At 72.7% G+C, this 638-nt stretch carries 1 protein-coding gene; it reads left to right on the forward strand.

What is annotated here, in order from left to right:
• The first annotated feature begins 272 nt into the window (after positions 1 to 272).
• Positions 273 to 455: a hypothetical protein gene (locus B7767_RS47435; RefSeq protein ID WP_256923598.1), complete on the forward strand. Its 183-nt coding sequence runs from the start codon at positions 273 to 275 to the stop codon at positions 453 to 455.
• The last annotated feature ends 183 nt before the right edge of the window (positions 456 to 638 follow it).

Genomic DNA, 638 nt, shown 5'->3' on the forward strand with positions numbered 1-638 from the left:
CCGTGGGCGTGGGCCCGGCCGTAGGCCCGCTCGGCCCGGCCGGGGTGCGCGAGGCCGGTGGTCCCACCGCGCACGGTCGCCCGCCGTCCGTCCGGCCCGCGCCACGGACGCACCACGACCGGCGCCTTCGCCGTCCTTCCCGGATCCGGCCGGCACCGCCGGTATGCGTTCCGGCCCCGCACATCACCCGACTGCCCCGCCGGACGAGCCGTCCGGGTCCGGGCCGTGCTCGTATGGAAGCGGCCTCCATGCCTACCCGGAGGGAGCTGGGAATGCACGAGATGTGGTGCGGTGCAGACACTTCGGGGGAGCTGGTGTGGCATGTCCTCACGTCGGACAAGTCATCCACGCTCTGCGGAGTGGAGAAGCAGGACGAATCGACTCGTCGACACATGACGGACCGGCACTGCTTCTCCTGCATGAAGACGTTCCAGGACGTCGTCGAGGCACGCTGAGGCCGGACGTCGTCCGGCCCGCCGAACCGGCCCGGGCGAACGCCCGGGCCGGTTCAGTGGCAGGGGTGGTGGGTCTCCAGCCGGCAGAAGCAGGACGACTCGACGGGTACGTCCGCCAGCGCGGTCGCCCGCTTGAGCTGCTGGGCGACGATCGCCGCCTCCCCGGTCCTGCCGGTGCGCAGC

Origin of the sequence: Streptomyces sp. 13-12-16 (genome assembly GCF_002114215.1) — a bacterium.
Classification (GTDB): domain Bacteria; phylum Actinomycetota; class Actinomycetes; order Streptomycetales; family Streptomycetaceae; genus Streptomyces.

Excerpts from the sequence above, each read along its gene's own strand:
- B7767_RS47435 (WP_256923598.1), top strand. The coding sequence starts at position 273 with ATGCACGAGATGTGGTGCGGTGCAGACACTTCGGGGGAGCTGGTGTGG.